General features: G+C 71.9%; 16 protein-coding genes. 9 read left to right on the plus strand and 7 right to left on the minus strand.

Annotated elements, in window-relative coordinates:
* Nucleotides 1–30 precede the first annotated feature (30 nt).
* From AB0D01_RS20935 to AB0D01_RS20945, 3 genes are all read left to right on the plus strand, one after another.
* Nucleotides 31–540, plus strand: a complete 510-nt coding sequence (locus AB0D01_RS20935; protein WP_363057340.1) for a DinB family protein — start codon at nucleotides 31–33, stop codon at nucleotides 538–540.
* A gap of 129 nt (nucleotides 541–669) precedes the next feature.
* On the plus strand, nucleotides 670–1,428 hold the full coding sequence (locus AB0D01_RS20940) for a MerR family transcriptional regulator (protein ID WP_363057342.1): 759 nt from the start codon (nucleotides 670–672) through the stop codon (nucleotides 1,426–1,428).
* A gap of 212 nt (nucleotides 1,429–1,640) precedes the next feature.
* Nucleotides 1,641–2,348: a VTT domain-containing protein gene (locus tag AB0D01_RS20945; protein WP_363057344.1), complete on the plus strand. Its 708-nt coding sequence runs from the start codon at nucleotides 1,641–1,643 to the stop codon at nucleotides 2,346–2,348.
* A gap of 164 nt (nucleotides 2,349–2,512) precedes the next feature.
* Here the strand turns inward: AB0D01_RS20945 and AB0D01_RS20950 are convergent, their stop codons facing one another.
* A complete protein-coding gene (locus AB0D01_RS20950; RefSeq protein ID WP_363057346.1) occupies nucleotides 2,513–4,156 on the minus strand; it encodes a threonine/serine exporter family protein in 1,644 nt (547 codons plus the stop codon).
* A gap of 251 nt (nucleotides 4,157–4,407) precedes the next feature.
* On the minus strand, nucleotides 4,408–4,902 hold the full coding sequence (locus AB0D01_RS20955) for an inorganic diphosphatase (protein ID WP_030031597.1): 495 nt from the start codon (nucleotides 4,900–4,902) through the stop codon (nucleotides 4,408–4,410).
* Between the two features lie 162 nt (nucleotides 4,903–5,064).
* Here AB0D01_RS20955 and dacB point away from each other — a divergent pair, with 162 nt between their 5' ends.
* From dacB to folE, 6 genes are all read left to right on the plus strand, one after another.
* Entirely contained in the window at nucleotides 5,065–6,486 is a 1,422-nt protein-coding gene (gene dacB / locus AB0D01_RS20960; RefSeq protein WP_363057348.1) for a D-alanyl-D-alanine carboxypeptidase/D-alanyl-D-alanine-endopeptidase, read from the plus strand.
* Between the two features lie 39 nt (nucleotides 6,487–6,525).
* Nucleotides 6,526–7,677 (plus strand): zinc-dependent metalloprotease, encoded by a 1,152-nt coding sequence (locus AB0D01_RS20965; RefSeq protein WP_363057350.1) that lies wholly within the window; start codon nucleotides 6,526–6,528, stop codon nucleotides 7,675–7,677.
* A 409-nt stretch (nucleotides 7,678–8,086) separates the two neighbouring features.
* Complete coding sequence (gene tilS / locus AB0D01_RS20970; protein ID WP_363057352.1) at nucleotides 8,087–9,154, plus strand: tRNA lysidine(34) synthetase TilS; 1,068 nt, start codon at nucleotides 8,087–8,089, stop codon at nucleotides 9,152–9,154.
* A gap of 66 nt (nucleotides 9,155–9,220) precedes the next feature.
* Nucleotides 9,221–9,781, plus strand: coding sequence for a hypoxanthine phosphoribosyltransferase (hpt, locus tag AB0D01_RS20975; protein ID WP_363057354.1), 561 nt, complete (start codon nucleotides 9,221–9,223; stop codon nucleotides 9,779–9,781).
* Between the two features lie 204 nt (nucleotides 9,782–9,985).
* On the plus strand, nucleotides 9,986–12,016 hold the full coding sequence (gene ftsH / locus AB0D01_RS20980) for an ATP-dependent zinc metalloprotease FtsH (protein WP_363057356.1): 2,031 nt from the start codon (nucleotides 9,986–9,988) through the stop codon (nucleotides 12,014–12,016).
* 96 nt (nucleotides 12,017–12,112) lie between these two features.
* Complete coding sequence (folE, locus tag AB0D01_RS20985) at nucleotides 12,113–12,718, plus strand: GTP cyclohydrolase I FolE (RefSeq protein ID WP_363057358.1); 606 nt, start codon at nucleotides 12,113–12,115, stop codon at nucleotides 12,716–12,718.
* 97 nt (nucleotides 12,719–12,815) lie between these two features.
* Here folE and AB0D01_RS20990 read toward each other — a convergent pair whose 3' ends face one another.
* The 5 genes from AB0D01_RS20990 to folP all read right to left on the minus strand — a co-directional run bounded on the left by AB0D01_RS20990 (nucleotide 12,816) and on the right by folP (nucleotide 15,788).
* Nucleotides 12,816–13,301, minus strand: a complete 486-nt coding sequence (locus tag AB0D01_RS20990) for a DUF3180 domain-containing protein (protein WP_363057360.1) — start codon at nucleotides 13,299–13,301, stop codon at nucleotides 12,816–12,818.
* A gap of 46 nt (nucleotides 13,302–13,347) precedes the next feature.
* Nucleotides 13,348–13,956, minus strand: coding sequence for a 2-amino-4-hydroxy-6-hydroxymethyldihydropteridine diphosphokinase (gene folK / locus AB0D01_RS20995; protein ID WP_363057362.1), 609 nt, complete (start codon nucleotides 13,954–13,956; stop codon nucleotides 13,348–13,350).
* Nucleotides 13,953–14,312 (minus strand): dihydroneopterin aldolase, encoded by a 360-nt coding sequence (gene folB / locus AB0D01_RS21000; protein WP_030010912.1) that lies wholly within the window; start codon nucleotides 14,310–14,312, stop codon nucleotides 13,953–13,955. Before folB ends, folK begins: the two co-directional genes overlap by 4 nt.
* A gap of 131 nt (nucleotides 14,313–14,443) precedes the next feature.
* Nucleotides 14,444–14,887 carry a nuclear transport factor 2 family protein gene (locus tag AB0D01_RS21005; RefSeq protein WP_363057364.1) on the minus strand — a complete coding sequence of 148 codons (444 nt, stop codon included), beginning with the start codon at nucleotides 14,885–14,887 and terminating at the stop codon, nucleotides 14,444–14,446.
* 28 nt (nucleotides 14,888–14,915) lie between these two features.
* Nucleotides 14,916–15,788, minus strand: a complete 873-nt coding sequence (gene folP / locus AB0D01_RS21010; RefSeq protein WP_363057366.1) for a dihydropteroate synthase — start codon at nucleotides 15,786–15,788, stop codon at nucleotides 14,916–14,918.
* Nucleotides 15,789–15,924: the final 136 nt, after the last annotated feature.

The raw sequence follows: 15,924 nt of genomic DNA on the forward strand, positions 1-15,924 counted from the left end.
CACACAGCCCCACGGACAAGGCGGTCGACCATGGCTCACCCCACCGAAGAGATCCCCGGCGACGAGCGCGGCACGCTCCTCCTCTTCGTCGAGGACCAGCGCGACGCGATCCGCACGCGCGCCCAGGGCATCACCGCCGAACAGGCCGCGAGCCGCCCCACCGTCAGCGAGCTGTCGCTGTCCGGACTCGTCAAGCACGCCGCCGAGGTCGAGCTGAACTGGCTCCGCATGGCCCAGCAGCGCGACAACGAGCGCAGCCGCGCCCCCGAGCAGTGGCACGACGGCTTCCACCTGGGCGAGGACGAGACCCTGGAGTCCGCCCTCGCGTTCTGGGACGACGTACGGGCGCAGACCGTCGCCTTCGTCGACGGCGTGCCCAGCCTCGACGACACCTTCCCGCTGCCGCCCGCGCCCTGGTTCCCCAAGGCCGACGTGTCCGTGCGCTGGATGCTGCTGCACCTGGTTCGGGAGTTCGCCCGGCACGCCGGACACGCCGACATCCTGCGCGAGTCGATCGACGGCACGAAGGCGATGGGCTGAGGGTCGACGGGGCCGGGCGCGGCGGGTCCGGGCGTGGCCGCGTCCGGACCCGGGCGCGCCCGGACTTGCACCTCACGCGGCGTGAGGATCCACAGTGAAGGGCGTACCCGACCGGAGGAGCGGAAGCACATGGGGTATTCCGTGGGACAGGTCGCCCGGTTCGCCGGAGTGACGGTGCGCACCCTGCACCACTACGACGAGATCGGCCTGCTCTCCCCGAGCGGGCGCAGCCACGCGGGACACCGGCGGTACGACGACGCCGACCTCGACCGGTTGCAGCGGATCCTGTTCTACCGGGAGCTCGGCTTTCCGCTCGACGAGGTCTCGGCCCTGTTGGACGATCCGGAGGCGGACCCGGGGGAGCAGCTGCGCCGGCAGCACGCCCTCCTGACCGACCGGATCGCCCGGCTCCAGCAGATGGCCAAGGCCGTTGAGCACGCCATGGAGGCGAAGAAGATGGGCATCAACCTCACGCCCGAGGAGCGGTTCGAGGTCTTCGGCGACGACGACCCCGAGCAGTACGCGCAGGAGGCGGAGCGGCGCTGGGGCCACACCGACAGCTACGCGGAGTCGCAGCGTCGGGCCGCCGGCTACACGAAGGACGACTGGCGGCGCATGCAGGACCGGTCCGCCGAGTGGACGGCCCGCTACGCGGCGCTGATGGACGCCGGGGAGCCGGCCGACGGGGAGGCCGCCATGGACCTGGCGGAGGAGCACCGGCTGCACATCGACGGCTGGTTCTACCCGTGCTCGTACGAGATGCACGTCTGCCTCGGCGACATGTACGTCGCGGACGAGCGGTTCAAGGCCTTCTACGACGGCACCCGCCCCGGTCTCGCCGAGCACCTGCGGGACGCGATCACGGCCAACGCGGTGCGCAGGGCGTAGCGGCCGCGCGGCCCCGCACGGGCGGGTCCGCGGGGCCCTCCCGACGCTGTTTCGGGGTGGTTCGCGGTGCTTCGCGACGCCGCGAGTTTCCTCACACGACCCCCTCCGGGCCCTGGAACCCGGCGGGGGTCGTGTGCGTTGATAATTGAGAACACCCTGCCGTGTCGCCCCCCACCGCCGACACCCCCCCGATCCAGGAGACCCCCGAACCCGTGTACACGCTTGCGCTCGGCCCTGAGTGGCTGTCCCCTGAGTACCTGATCGGGCATTTCGGCCTGATCGGCATCCTGGTCATCGTCTTCGCGGAATCGGGGCTCTTCGCGTTCCTGCCCGGTGACTCCCTGCTGTTCACCGCCGGCCTGTTCGTCGCCAGTGGCGACATCAGCCAGCCGCTGTGGCTCGTGTGCACGCTGATCGTGGCCGCCGCGATCATCGGTGACCAGGTGGGTTACCTGATCGGCAAGCACTTCGGCCCCAAGCTCTTCAACCGCCCGAACAGCAAGGTGTTCAAGCGGGAGAACCTCGACGCGGCGCACGACTTCATGGAGAAGCACGGCCCCAAGGCCATCGTGCTCGCCCGCTTCGTCCCGATCATCCGCACCTTCGCGCCGATGGTCGCGGGCGCCGGCGCGATGAAGTACCGCACGTTCCTGACGTACAACATCGTCGGCGGCATCGCCTGGGGCGCGGGCGTCACCTTCCTCGGCTACCAGCTCGGCCAGTTCGACATCATCAAGGACAACGTCGAGACGATCTTCATCGGCATCGTTCTGGTCTCCGTCATCCCGGTGATCATCGAGGTGGTCAAGGCGCGGAGGAACAAGGGCAAGGAGTCCGCCGAGTCCCCGGCGGCCCCGGGCCCCTACGGCGCCCCGGAGGGCCCGCAGAACGGCCAGCGCGGCCGGCACGCCAAGCGCTGACCCTCCCCGCCGCCACGGCACCGACGTACGCCCCGCAGACACGGTCCGCGGGGCGTACGCGCGTCCGGGGTGGTTCCGGTGCCCTGCCGGGTTCCTGCGGGCTCCCACAGGCCACCGCGGGCCCTCGGGACCCCCCGGCGGGCCCTCCGGGGCCCCTCGGGGGGTCAGAAGCCGCGCGTGCGCTTGGCCGCGCGGCGTTTGGCCGCGCTCTGCGCGCCGGGGATCCGCATGAACAGGCGGGAGGTCTCGGAGCCGAGGTTGACCCCGATCGCGATGGCGAGGGCGATCGCGGCGGCGTTGGTGAGGGAGGCCAGGCCCGCGTCGAGACGGTTCTCGGCGATCGACAGCAGGCCGTAGTACGTCGCCGAGCCGGGCAGCAGCGGACCGATGGCCGCCGTCACGTACGGCAGGGCGGAGGCGAAGCGGTAGCGCGAGAAGAGCTGCCCGAAGAGGCCGACGAGCCCGGCGGCGATGGCCGTGGAGGGCACCGGCGGCAGTTCGGCGGCCCGCAGCGCGCCGAAGGTGACCCAGGCGACCCCGCCGTTCAGCGTCACGATCCACACCGTGGAGCGCTCCTGCTGGAGCAGGATGGCGAAGGTGAACACCAGGACCATCGAGGCCAGGATCTGCAGGACGGGCCGGCTCGGGATCTGGAGCACCTCGTCCGGGTTCGGCTGGGCGCCGAACTGGAGGCCGACGTAGATCACCACGAGGACGCCGATGATGATGCCGATGAACAGGTACATCACCTCCAGCAGGCGGGCGGAAGCGGTGATGTAGTAGCCGGTCAGGCCGTCCTGCACGGCCGCCACCAGGGCCCGCCCGGGCAGCAGCGCGAAGAGTCCGCCGGTGATCACGGCGGAGGCGCGGACGTCGATCTCGGCGATCTTCAGGGCCACGCCGATCGCGGCCGGCGGCATCGCGGCGACGACGAACTGGTAGAACTCCGGCAGCCCGCGCCCGGCGCAGTACCAGGCCAACCGGTCGCCGAGGACGGCGCCGAGGGCGGCGCAGAAGAAGACGGTGACCCCGCCGCCGACCAGGATGGCCGCGGCGCCCGCCAGCAGCCCGGCGGCGGCGGTGAGCACCCACGTCGGGTACGGGTGGCGGTTGCGGCGGATCTCCGCGAGGCGCCGGTAGGCCTCCTCCAGGGTGATCTCGACCTCGTGGGCGCTGATGTCGTCGACCAACCGGAAGACGGCCGCCAGCCGGGTGTAGTCGGTGCCCCGGCGGCGCACGGTGCGGTTCGCGGAGACGGGATCGTCCACCAGGGAGGGCTGGTGGGTGATCGACAGCATGGTGAAGGTGACGGTGGGCTCGCAGCGGTCCAGCCCGTAGGAGCGGGCCACCGCGAACATCGCCGCCTCCACGTCCTCGGCCCCCTCGCCGCCCGCGAGCAGCAGCTCCCCGATGCGCAGGGTGAGGTCCAGGACGCGTCCCACGGCCGGGCCGGACTCGCTCGGCCGCTGCACGGGCTCGGCGAGCGGACGGACGTCCACGGGCATGCGCAGCATCGTGCGCATCCGGTCCTGCCAGGGGGACTCCGCCATCCGCGCGATCGGGAAGCCGCCGGCGGGCGGCACGTAGGCGGGCGGGGAGTGCTGGGCGCTGTACGTGGCGGGGGCGGCGAAAGCGGAACCCTCGGGCTCGTCGGCGGGCAGCGGGGCCATGCCCTCGGGGACGGCGAACTCGGAGGTGGGCTGGTCCTCCTCCACGACCTCCGGCTCCATGCCGGGAGGCGCGGAGAAGGCGCTGTGCGCCTCGTCGGACTTGGGCTTGCCGCCCTCTGTCCCGTCGGCCTCGGTCACACGCCCTCCAGTCCGTGATCATCTGCGGTATCAGTATGCGGAATCGTTTCCTCCCCCGCGTCTTCCCCGCGGACCCGCGCACCCCGCCGCACACCCGCCCCGCCGCGTACCCCCGCCTCGTACCCCGCCCCGCCCCGTCCGGATCCGGACACGCCGATGGGCGGCACCCCCGGGGGATGCCGCCCATCGTCACGTCAGCCGGTCGGCGCAATCGGCGCCGACCACTTCGCCGACCGTCCACCGAGCGGAGCTCAGTGGTGGCCGCCCTGCGCCTCCAGGCGCTTGTACGAGGCCTCGATCTCGGCCTCGGCCTCGGCGCGGCCGACCCAGTTGGCGCCCTCGACGGACTTGCCCGGCTCCAGGTCCTTGTAGACCTCGAAGAAGTGCTGGATCTCCAGGCGGTCGAACTCCGACACGTGGTGGATGTCGCGCAGGTGCTCCACGCGCGGGTCCGAGGCCGGCACGCACAGCAGCTTGTCGTCGCCGCCCGCCTCGTCCGTCATGCGGAACATGCCGATCGCGCGGCACTTGATCAGGCAGCCCGGGAAGGTGGGCTCGTCCAGGATGACCAGCGCGTCCAGCGGGTCGCCGTCCTCGCCGAGGGTGTTCTCGACGAAGCCGTAGTCGGCCGGGTAGCTGGTCGAGGTGAAGAGGCGACGGTCCAGACGGATCCGGCCGGTCTCGTGGTCCACCTCGTACTTGTTCCGCGAACCCTTGGGGATCTCGATGGTGACGTCGAACTCCACGTCCTGCTCCTCCATGATCAGCTCCGGCCCTGTCGGCCGGAGCTTGATTGCTCCGTGCGCGTCCGGCCCAGCCCTGCCGGGTGGGGTGCCATGCTCGCGGCAAGACGCAGTGGTTAAGTGTCCCTCACGCATATGTGTGATCGCGAAAGGGGCTGGTCCGAGGTGCCATTGGTCAAGACGTGGCAGCTCATCGCGGGGTCGGCCGTCGCCGGCCTCGCCCTCTCGGCTGCGGTGGTGGTCGCAGCGGGACCATGGGACTCCGGCCAGCGTAAGGCCGAGCGGGACAGGGCCGCCTCCTGGGGCCGTACGGGTGGCGCAGATCACGCCGCCGGCGGCCTCCCGCAGGCCGCGCCCAGCGCCCCCGGGGTCCTGCCCGGTCTCGCCGCCCGGGCCGCGCAGGACCAGGGAGCCCCCTCCGGCGGCCTCGCCGCAGTCCTCGGGCCCCTGCTCGCCGACCCCGCGCTGGGCACCGTACGGGCGGCCTCCGTGGTCGACACCGCGACCGGCCGCGTCCTCTACGAATCGGCGGCGGGCGAGGCCATGACCCCCGCCTCGACGATCAAGATCGTCACGGCGAGCGCCGCCCTGGCCGCCCTCGGCCCCGAGCACCGCATCCGCACCACCGTGACCCCCGGAGCCGGACCGGGTCAGATCGTCCTGGTCGGCGGCGGGGACCCCTCCCTGACCGCGAAGAAGAAGAGCCCCGCCGGATCCGGCGGCAGCCTCGTCGCCCTCGCCGCCGACACCGCCCAGGCCCTCAAGGCCGGCGGCACCGACACCGTCACCCTCGGCTACGACGACTCCCTCTACACCGGAGCCGTCCGCCACCCCATCGGCCGCAACGACAACATCGCCCCCGTCACCGCCCTCACCGCCGACGAGGGCCGCCCCGACGACTCCGTCTCCGGCCCCGTCACCCGCTCCGACGACCCCTCCAAGGACACCGCCCGCGCCTTCGCCGCCCTGCTGCGCGACCGCGGCGTCAAGGTCACCGGCGAACCCGCCCGCGCCAAGGCCCCCGAAGGCGCGCAGCCGCTGGCGGCCACCCAGTCCACCCCCGTCGCCGGACTCGTCGAACGGATGCTCACCCACAGCGACAACGACATCGCCGAGGCCCTCGCCCGCCAGGTCGCCGTCGCCGCCGGACAGCCCGCGAGCTTCGAGGGCGCCGAGAAGGCCGTCGCCGAGAAGCTGGCCTCCCTCGGCGTCGACGTCAACGGCTCCCGCTTCGCCGACGGCAGCGGCCTCAACCGCGCCGACAAGGTCACCACCCGCCTGCTCACCGGCCTCCTGGCCAAGGCCGCCGACCCCGGCCGGCCCGAGCTGCGGCCCGTCCTGACCGGCCTGCCCGTCGCCGGCTTCACCGGCACCCTCCGCACCCGCAACGCCGGCACCTCCCCGGCCGCCGGCCTGCTCCGGGCCAAGACCGGCACCCTCAGCGGGGTCAACTCCCTCTCCGGAACCGTCGTCGACCCCTCCGGGCGACTGCTCGCCTTCGCCTTCCTCACCGCGGGCGCCCCCGACGCCGGGGCCGCCGAGAAGGGGCTCGACCGGCTCGCCGCCGCCGTGACCACCACCTCGTAGGGGGATCCGCCGCGGCGGATGTCCACGTACGGTTGACGCATGACGAGCATCGGTGGTGTCGAGATGGTCGACTGGAACCTCGCGGTGGCGACCGCGACCCGGCTGGTACGGCCGGGTCCGGAGGTCAGCCGGGACGAGGCGCGGGCCGTGGTGGCGGAGCTGCGGCGGCACGCGAAGACCTCGGAAGAGCACGTGCGCGCGTTCACCCGGATGATCCCGGAGGGCACCACCCTCCCCGACACGCCCGTCCTCGTCGTCGACCGGGCCGGCTGGGTCAGGGCCAACGTCGCGGGCTTCCGCGAACTCCTCGGCCCGCTCCTCGGCAAGATGCAGGACCGCCGCGCCGGCGCCCCCGGCGGAGCCGTCCTCGGAGCCGTCGGCGGCAAGGTCACCGGCGTCGAGCTGGGCATGCTGCTCAGCTTCCTGGCCTCCCGCGTCCTCGGCCAGTACGAGACCTTCGCGCCCGCCGCCCCCGACCTGCCGGTCCCGGGCCCCGCCGGCACGGGGGGCCGACTGCTGCTCGTCGCGCCCAACATCGTCCACGTCGAACGGGAGCTGGAGGTCGACCCGCACGACTTCCGCCTCTGGGTCTGCCTCCACGAGGAGACCCACCGCACCCAGTTCACCGCCGTCCCCTGGCTGCGCGCCCACCTGGAAGCCGAGATCCAGACCTTCCTCGGCGCCACCGAGATGGAGCCCGGCGCCGTCCTGGAACGGCTGCGCGAGGCCGTCCAGTCCTTCACCGGGGCCCGCCCCGAGGCCGAACGCGGCGACGAGGGCCGCTCCCTCGTCGAACTCGTCCAGACTCCCGAACAGCGCGAGGTGCTGGCCCGGCTCACCGCCGTCATGTCCCTGCTGGAGGGCCACGCCGACTTCGTCATGGACGGCGTCGGCCCCGAGGTGGTGCCCTCCGTCGCCGAGATCCGCGAGAAGTTCCAGCAGCGCCGCGCCACCGGCGCCGGCCGCCTCGACGCCGCCCTGCGCAAGCTGCTGGGCCTCGACGCGAAGCTGCGCCAGTACCGCGACGGCGAACGCTTCGTGCGCGCCGTCGTCGGCCAGGTCGGCATGGACGGCTTCAACCGGGTGTGGACCTCCCCGAACACGCTGCCGACCAAGACCGAGATCGCCCGGCCCGCGGACTGGGTGGCACGGGTGCACGGGAGGGGGAGCGCGGGGAGCGAAGAAAGGTGACGCAGGGGGCGTAAACATGTCGCACTGGGGGAAGCAGCGTCACCCGTCCGAGGGACCGTGAGCCGTTGAAGGGCGTGCGATGCTCGGAGAACGGCTCGGTTCTGTCACCATCGACGCACTCTGAGTGACAACCCGTACTCCCGGAGACCCCACCGCGGGGACCCCGCGGACACCGGGCGACGGACATCGGGGCGCCGGTCGAGCACCGAACAGCGCCGAACAGCGACGAAGTGCACCGAACGAGACCGAACGGCACCGAGCGGAACCGGACGGCACCCCGAGCCACCGGGCCACCGCAGCACCCCCAGCGACACCCAGCGCCACCGAGAACCCCCAGCGCCACCCGAACACCCCCCAGCGACACCCCCAGCCTCCTACGGGCATCCGAACTCCACGAAGGGCACCGGACATGGGTCCCCATCCTGCGGTCGCGGCGATACGCCTGGCGGTCCGCCGCGTACTCCACGACGTCCTCACCGACCTCACGGACGTCCCCGACCCCACCGACCGACCGGGCATTCCCGGCTCGCGCACCCCCCGAGGCGCCGCGCCACTCGTCCTCGTCGCCTGCTCCGGCGGCGCGGACTCCATGGCACTCGCCTCGGCCCTCGCCTTCGAGGCCCCCAAGCTCGGCATCCGGGCGGGCGGCATCACCGTCGACCACGGCCTCCAGGCCGGGTCCGACCTGCGCGCGGCCGAGGTCGTCACCCGCATGAGCGCACTCCGCCTCGACCCGGTGGAGTCCGTCGCCGTGCGCGTCGGCCGCGACGGCGGACCCGAGGCCGCCGCCCGCGACGCCCGCTACGCCGCCCTGGACGAGGCCGCCGACCGACTCGGCGCCGCCGCCGTCCTGCTCGGCCACACCCGCGACGACCAGGCCGAGACCGTGCTCCTGGGCCTCGCCCGCGGCTCCGGCATCCGCTCCCTGTCCGGCATGCCGGAGGTCTCCGGGGGCCCCGGCGCACGCACGCGCACCCGCCGCTACCGCCGCCCCTTCCTCCACATCGACCGGCAGACCGCCCGCAAGGCCTGCATGGTCCAGTCCCTGCCCGTCTGGGACGACCCGCACAACATCGACCCCGCCTACACCCGCTCCCGGCTGCGCCACGAAGGCCTCCCCGCCCTGGAGAAGGCCCTCGGCAAGGGCGTCGTGGAAGCCCTCGCCCGTACCGCCCAGCTCTCCCGCGACGACGCGGACGCCCTCGACGCCTGGGCCGCCGACGCCGAGCGCGGCGTACGCGACGCCGACGGGCGGCTGGAATGCGCCAAGCTCTACGCCCTGCCCCCGGCCGTCCGCCGCCGCGTCCTGCGCCGGGCCGTGGTCGCCGCCGGCTCCCCCGCCGGTTCCCTCTTCGCCCGACACATCGAGGAAGTCGACCGCCTCATCACCGGATGGCGCGGTCAGGGCGCCATCAACCTGCCCGGCCGCGTCGAGGCCCAGCGCCAGGGTGGCAGACTTGTCATCCGGCAGGGCTGATTGGTGCTGAAACACGGCTGAGTCCTCCGGGGTCACCCCCCGGAGCCCCGGCCGACAACGAAAGTGATGCGGGTGGACGAGAAGGACATGGGCAGCGACCTCCAGTCGGTGCTCATCACCAAGGAAGAGATCGACGCGAAGCTGGCCGAGCTGGCCGCGAAGATCGACGAGGAGTACGCGGGCAAGGACCTGCTCATCGTCGGTGTGCTCAAGGGCGCCGTGATGGTGATGGCGGACCTGGCGCGCGCCTTGTCCACCCCGCTCACCATGGACTGGATGGCGGTGTCCTCCTACGGCGCCGGGACCCAGTCCTCGGGCGTGGTGCGGATCCTCAAGGACCTGGACACCGACATCAAGGGCAAGCACGTCCTGATCGTCGAGGACATCATCGACTCGGGCCTGACCCTGTCCTGGCTGCTGTCGAACCTGGGCTCCCGCGAGCCGGCCTCCCTCAAGGTCGTCACGCTGCTGCGCAAGCCCGAGGCCGCGAAGGTCGCGATCGACGTCGAGTGGGTCGGCTTCGACATCCCGAACGAGTTCGTCGTGGGCTACGGCCTCGACTACGCGGAGAAGTACCGCAACCTGCCGTTCGTCGGCACGCTCGCACCGCACGTCTACGGAGGCTGACGACCCCGGTCGTCGACCCCGCAGATCTCGCCCCCGGGGGAACCTGGGGGCGATCCCCGCCGTTGGAGCATGCGAAGGCGGGTCTGTCAGCCGTCCCATGGGGCCGCGGGTGACAATACAGGGGTACATTCCGAAGAACAGTCTTTACTCACAGCAGCATTTACCTACGGGCAGGAGGGACGGGGTGCCTGGCGCCCCGTATGGATGGACGTGAAGCGATACTTCCGTGGGCCGGTCATGTGGATCGTGCTGGCCGTCCTCGCCGTGGTCGTGTTGATGAACGTCGTCGGCTCCGGCGGCGGCTACAAGTCGGTGGAGACCAGCGAGGTCATCAAGGCGATCAACAGTGGCCAGGTGGACAGCGCCAAGCTGACCACCGGTGACAGCCAGATGATCAAGATCGAGCTCAAGAAGGACCAGAAGCTCGGCAACAACGACGGCACCAAGTTCCAGGCCAACTACATCGGGGATCAGGGCGTCCAGCTCGCCCAGAACCTCCAGACCAAGTACGAAGCCGGTCAGATCCCGGACGGCTACTCCGTCACCCCGGACAAGACCAGCCCGTTCCTGAGCGTGCTGCTCTCGCTCCTGCCCTTCGTCCTGATCGTCGTCGTCTTCCTGTTCCTGATGAACCAGATGCAGGGCGGCGGCAGCCGGGTCATGAACTTCGGCAAGTCCAAGGCGAAGCTCATCACCAAGGACACCCCGAAGACGACCTTCGCGGACGTCGCGGGTTCGGACGAGGCCGTCGAGGAACTCCACGAGATCAAGGAGTTCCTCCAGGAGCCGGCGAAATTCCAGGCCGTCGGCGCCAAGATCCCCAAGGGCGTGCTCCTCTACGGCCCGCCCGGCACCGGCAAGACCCTGCTCGCGCGCGCCGTCGCGGGCGAGGCGGGCGTTCCCTTCTACTCGATCTCCGGTTCCGACTTCGTCGAGATGTTCGTCGGCGTCGGCGCCTCGCGCGTGCGCGACCTGTTCGAGCAGGCCAAGGCCAACGCCCCGGCGATCGTCTTCGTCGACGAGATCGACGCCGTCGGCCGACACCGCGGCGCCGGCCTCGGCGGCGGCCACGACGAGCGCGAGCAGACCCTCAACCAGCTGCTCGTCGAGATGGACGGCTTCGACGTGAAGGGCGGCGTCATCCTGATCGCCGCCACGAACCGCCCCGACATCCTCGACCCGGCGCTCCTGCGCCCGGGCCGCTTCGACCGGCAGATCGCCGTCGACCGCCCCGACATGCAGGGCCGTCTGGAGATCCTCAAGGTCCACCAGAAGGGCAAGCCGGTCGCTCCGGACGTCGACCTCTCGGCCGTCGCCCGCCGCACCCCCGGCTTCACCGGTGCCGATCTGTCCAACGTCCTGAACGAGGCGGCCCTGCTGACCGCCCGCTCGGACAAGAAGCTGATCGACAACTCGATGCTGGACGAGGCGATCGACCGCGTCGTGGCGGGCCCGCAGAAGCGGACCCGGATCATGTCGGACAAGGAAAAGAAGATCACCGCGTACCACGAGGGCGGACACGCCCTGGTCGCGGCGGCCTCCCCGAACTCCGACCCGGTCCACAAGATCACGATCCTGTCCCGCGGTCGGGCCCTGGGCTACACCATGGTCCTGCCCGACGAGGACAAGTACTCCACCACCCGCAACGAGATGCTCGACCAGCTGGCGTACATGCTGGGCGGGCGCGCGGCGGAGGAGCTGGTCTTCCACGACCCGACCACGGGCGCCGCGAACGACATCGAGAAGGCCACCGCCACGGCGCGGGCCATGGTCACGCAGTACGGCATGACCGAGCGCCTCGGCGCGATCAAGTTCGGCGGCGACAACACCGAGCCGTTCCTGGGCCGCGAGATGTCGCACCCGCGGGACTACTCGGAAGAGGTCGCGGCGCTGGTCGACGAAGAGGTCAAGAAGCTCATCGAGACCGCGCACAACGAGGCCTGGGAGATCCTGGTCGAGAACCGGGACGTCCTGGACAACCTCGTCCTCGCGCTGCTGGAGAAGGAGACGCTGAACAAGGAGGAGGTCGCCGAGATCTTCTCCACGATCGTCAAGCGTCCGGCCCGTCCCGCGTGGACCGGCTCCTCCCGCCGCACCCCCTCCACCCGTCCGCCGGTGCTCTCTCCCAAGGAGCTCCAGCTGACGAACGCCGCCAACGGCAGCTCGGCGGGCACGCCCGCCGTGTCGGTGGAGAAGGCCCCGGAGCCCTCCCCGGAGGAGCGCCCGGAGGCCTGATCAGCCCCGGAATGGATGCCGCGCCCCCCAGGTTCTAGCCTGGGGGGCGCGGCACTTTTCGTACGGGCCGCGTGTGCGGACAGGAACGAGGATGAGATGACCGACCCAGTGACCCTCGCGAACGAGGGCACGATCGGCGAGTTCGACGAGAAGCGCGCCGAGGCCGCCGTGCGGGAACTGCTGATCGCGGTCGGCGAGGACCCGGACCGCGAGGGCCTCCTGGAGACCCCGGCGCGCGTGGCGCGGGCGTACAAGGAGATATTCGCCGGTCTGTGGCAGCGCCCCGAAGAGGTGCTGACCACGACGTTCGACCTCGGACACGACGAGATGGTCCTCGTGAAGGACATCGAAGTCATGAGCTCCTGTGAACACCATCTCGTCCCGTTTCACGGCGTGGCCCACGTGGGCTACATCCCGTCGACGGACGGCAAGATCACGGGCCTGTCCAAGCTGGCCCGCCTCGTGGACGTCTTCGCCCGCCGCCCGCAGGTCCAGGAGCGGCTGACCACGCAGATCGCGGACTCCCTGATGGAGATCCTCGACCCGCGCGGGGTCATCGTGGTCATCGAGTGCGAGCACATGTGCATGACCATGCGCGGTGTGCGCAAGCCCGGCGCGAAGACCATCACCTCGGCCGTCCGCGGCCAGCTCCGCGACCCCGCGACCCGCAACGAGGCGATGAGCTTGATCATGGCGCGCTGAGGCCGCCGCCCGGGCCCGTCGGGGCCCGAGACGACCGTGGGAGGCCATCGCCGTGGGGCGAGGGCCTCCCACGGTCGTGAGGGGCTTCGTGAGGCCGTCAGGCCGGGGCGGGGGCCTTGGTGGGGTCATCGTCCTCCGGGAGCTTCAGGACGTGCTCCAGGAAGAGGGCGGCGGCGATCACGGCGGCGCCCGCGAGGACGGAGCCGCCCGCGTACCAGGCCTGGTCGCGGCGGGCCGGCACGTCGAGGGAGTCGGTCAGCAGGAACACGCCGACGCCGCCGTACAGGCCCGCCACGAGGGCGGCGACCAGGGCGCTGGCCTGGCCGAAGACCACAGCCCGGGCCGCCATCAGCGGCTCCACGCCCTTCGCCCCGGGCCGGCGCTCGCGCTGCGCCTTGAGGCGGGCGCGCAGCGACAGGGCCGTCGCGAACAGCACGACCGCGATCACCGCGAGCACGATCGGAGCGGCCAGCGGCACGCCCGGCAGGGTCCCGTACGCGTTCCACAGCCGGGCGCCCGCCCAGGACAGCACCCCGGCGACGGCGAAGATGCCCGCCAGCAGCCCCGGCCTCAGTTGCTTCACGTGCCCGTTCCCCACTCTCGGTGTCTCGCCGTGAACAGGCTAACGACTACTCCGGCAGGCGGAGTTCCAGGTCCGGTCGCGGCGTGATGCCGCTGCGGCCGAGTTCGGCCAGGAGCGCGGAGACCGGGCCGCGGCCGGGGAGTTCGGCCTCGGGGTCGATGTCGTGCCACGGGGTCAGCACGAAGGCCCGCAGGTGGGCACGGGGGTGCGGGAGGGTGAGGACGGGGTCGTCGGAGATCCGGTCGGCGTACGAGACGATGTCGACGTCGATGGTGCGCGGCCCCCAGCGCTCCTCGCGGACGCGGTCGAAGGCCTCCTCGATGGCCTGGCCCCGCTCCAGCAGGCTGGTGGGCGGCAGGGTGGTCTTCACCAGGGCCACCGCGTTGAGGTACGAGGGCTGCGAGCCGGGCTCGACGCCCCACGGCTCGGTCTCGTAGACGGGGGAGACGGCCTTGACCCGCAGGCCGGGGGTGTCGCCGAGGGCGTCGATGGCGCCCTGGAGGGTGTCCAGGCGGTTGCCGAGGTTCGCGCCGAGCGCGATGACGGCCCACTTGGGGTTGGACAGGGTCACGTCCGCCGCGTCGACGGTCTCCACGACGGAGGCCGGTACCGGCTGGACGGTGGGGTCGCTCTGGGCGTTCAGGCCGTTGTTCATGCGCGGCTCCGGGTGATCGTGATGGTCACGTCGTCGAAGGGGACGGTGATGGGCGCGTCCGGCTTGTGGACGACCACCTCCACCTGGGCGACCGCCTCGTGCTTGAGGCACTGCTGGGCGATCCGCTCGGCGAGGGTCTCGATCAGGTCGACGGGCTCGCCCTGGACCACGTCCACGACCTCCTCGGCGACGACCCCGTAGTGCACGGTCTTGGCCAGGTCGTCCCCGGCCGCCGCCGGACGGGTGTCCAGGTGCAGCACGAGGTCGACGATGAAGGTCTGGCCCTCCTCGCGTTCCCGGGGGAAGACGCCGTGGTGCCCGCGAGCCTTGAGGCCGCGCAGCGCGACACGATCCACGCGAATCACTCCTGCTTTCGTAGGTGCTTGCGGTCCCGGGACTCCCCGGGGCCATGGGCCTAAGCCGAGTGCGGTCGGCGTCGTCCGCCTTCGAATTTACCTGCGACGGACGGTCGACCCCGCGCTTGGGGTCAGTCGGAGGCCTCTTCGTCCTCGTCATCGGAGTCCGTGAGCACCGGAGAACCGTGGTGGGACCAGAGCCGCCAGCCGGTCGGTGTGCGTCGGAACACATTCGTGGCGACCACCAGCTGGCCGACGAGGGGGCCGAGCTCGCCGCCGTCCTCGGCGGGGCCTCCGCTGAGGATGTTCTCGGTGCACGTGACCAGGGCGGTGTCGCCTATGAGGGCCACCTTGGTGTCCGTCAGGAAGAACTGGATGTACTCGGTGTGCGACATGATCAGCGCGTACGAGCGCAGGACCTCGCCGCGTCCCGAGAGCACCGGCCAGCCGGGGTGCACGCAGGAGATCTCGTCGTCGAGCCAGAGTGCCGACAGTGCGTCGAAGTCCCCCTGCTCCATGGCCTCGTAGAAGGCCGCGTTGACCTCTTCGACGGCCTCGATGTCGGTACGGCTCACCGTGCCCCTTCCCTGTCTGTCCGGTGGGTCACAGTGCCCCTTCCACGGCGCGGGCCACCCGAACCGCGTCGGCGGTGGCCCGTACCTCGTGCACCCGTACGGCCCAGGCGCCGTGGTGGGCGGCGAGGGCGGAGACGGCCGCGGTGGCGGCGTCGCGTTCGCGGGCCGGCGGCGGGGCCGCGTCGGCGGCTCCGGCGAGGACCCGTCCGAGGAAACGCTTCCGCGAGGCGGCGACCAGCAGCGGGAAGCCGAGGGCGCGCAGCTCGGGGAGGTGGGCGACGAGGGCGAGGTCGTGTTCGGCGTTCTTGGCGAAGCCGAGGCCGGGGTCGACGACGACGCGTTCGGGGGCGATGCCGCCGCAGACGACGGCGTCGATGCGGGCGCGGAGTTCGGCGGTGACCTCGGCGAGGACGTCGTCGTAGACGGCGAGGCTGTTCATGCCGTCGCTGAAGCCGCGCCAGTGCATGACGACGAAGGGCACCTCGGCGGCGGCGACGGCCGGGATCATCGCGGGGTCGGCGAGGCCGCCGCTGACGTCGTTGACGAGGCGGGCGCCGGCGTCGACGGCGAGGGCGGCGACGCGGGCGCGCATGGTGTCGACGGAGACGGCGACGCCTTCGGATGCGAGGCCGCGCACGACGGGCACGACGCGGCGCAGTTCCTCCTCCTCGTCCACGCGGGAGGCGCCGGGGCGGGTGGACTCGCCGCCGACGTCGACGAGGTCGGCGCCCTGCGCGACGAGGTCGAGGCCGCGTTTGACGGCGGCGGTGGTGTCGAACCAGCGGCCGCCGTCGGAGAAGGAGTCGGGGGTGACGTTGACGACGCCCATGACCGCGCAGCGGTCCCAGTCGGGCAGACCCGTCACCTGGCCCCGGTGGGCGGCCGCGCGGTTGTTGTTCATGGATCCCAGGGTAGAGCCCCCGTTCGGGCCGGTCCCGCCGCGGCCGGGGCGGGACCGCGGGAAGGCGGAGGGCCGCGAGGGGCACCTGCGGGTTCCGCGTACGCACGTGGAACCCGTCGGCGGGCGCGAGCTGCGG

The organism is Streptomyces sp. NPDC048606, from assembly GCF_040650855.1.
GTDB lineage: Bacteria > Actinomycetota > Actinomycetes > Streptomycetales > Streptomycetaceae > Streptomyces.